The 1,101-nt window shown below is 48.9% G+C and carries 1 protein-coding gene; it reads right to left on the bottom strand.

Features of this window, described 5'->3' with window-relative positions; translation table 11 throughout:
* Positions 1-833: WD40 repeat domain-containing protein (locus GY683_RS05970; RefSeq protein WP_367274113.1), on the bottom strand; the 833-nt coding region annotated here is incomplete at its 3' end.
* Positions 834-1,101 lie beyond the last annotated feature (268 nt).

Genomic DNA, 1,101 nt, shown 5'->3' with positions numbered 1-1,101 from the left:
CGAGCATCAGCGGCAGGAAAACGTAAACTGCGCGTTTTGTCTTCATATTCGCTCACGCCGACGGCGATGAGATAGAGGGTGCCTTGTTTTTCCTGATAACGACTTTTGGAAATGACTTGTAATGTTTTTTTATAAGTGAGCTTGAGCTCGTTTTTGGCAATAATGCGGATGTCATTTTTACCACGAGTTAAGGGCAGGGTGAATTTTCTTTCATAGCGACTGGGTTGATTAGCTATTGCCCATTTCTTGATGTTTTTGATGTTATCCATTAATCCGCCATTGACATAAGCGCGAATACTTTTTGGTTGTGTTTTGAAACTTAACACGATTTCGATTTGGCGTTTATGCGTGGCGTAGGGATTTTCAGCAGGTTTTTTGATCAAAAATATGGGGAGCGAGGCGGTATTCAGCATTTCTAAGCGAAAGGTAGAGCCACCCGCTTGGGCAATCGCGGCGTTGACATCACGCAGACGAATGGCATTGGCGATAATGTCAGGGCGATAAAAGTGATCGCGCAATTGTGCCGCTTTGACATAATCGGCGGCTTTATCCACCCCACGATTAATCTGCCAACCCACCATATTGTCGCCGTTGGGGGAGGCGGTGTAATGCCCAGTCGGTGTCCAAGCAACCCATTCGCCATCGGAGCCGTGAAAGAGCGTGAGCAGGTTTTCGCGGGTTTCCACATCCCACAGGCGGACAGTTTGATCAGCACTGCCTGAAGCCAATAAGCGACTATCGGGGGATACCGCCACTGCCATCACATCGCCCGTATGTCCAACAAAATCGCCGAGTTTTTTGCCATCGCGGTTGTAGGTAGAAATAACACCCATGCCCCCACCACTGATAATACGTTTTCCGTCGGGAGTGAATGTGTAGGAACGGTGACCATAGCCATCAGTAGAACCCCGCTCAATGCTGGCAACAGTGCGGTTTTGCTGGCGAATGTCAAGAATGGCTTGATAACCGTAGTTGACCCCTTGTCTGGTGCCTAACGTCTAGTCACGCCATTTATCCTGAGCGCGAGAGAAACCAAGGATCTGCGAGCAACTGGGTTTCTTATGACGGTTAGAAAGCTTTCGAGGCGTACCCACACTCGAT

The organism is Moraxella sp. (assembly GCF_024227015.1).
Taxonomy (GTDB): Bacteria; Pseudomonadota; Gammaproteobacteria; order Pseudomonadales; family Moraxellaceae; genus Moraxella.
The sequence above is the reverse complement of the archived record's forward strand: the minus strand, read 5'-3'. Positions and strand labels throughout refer to the sequence as shown.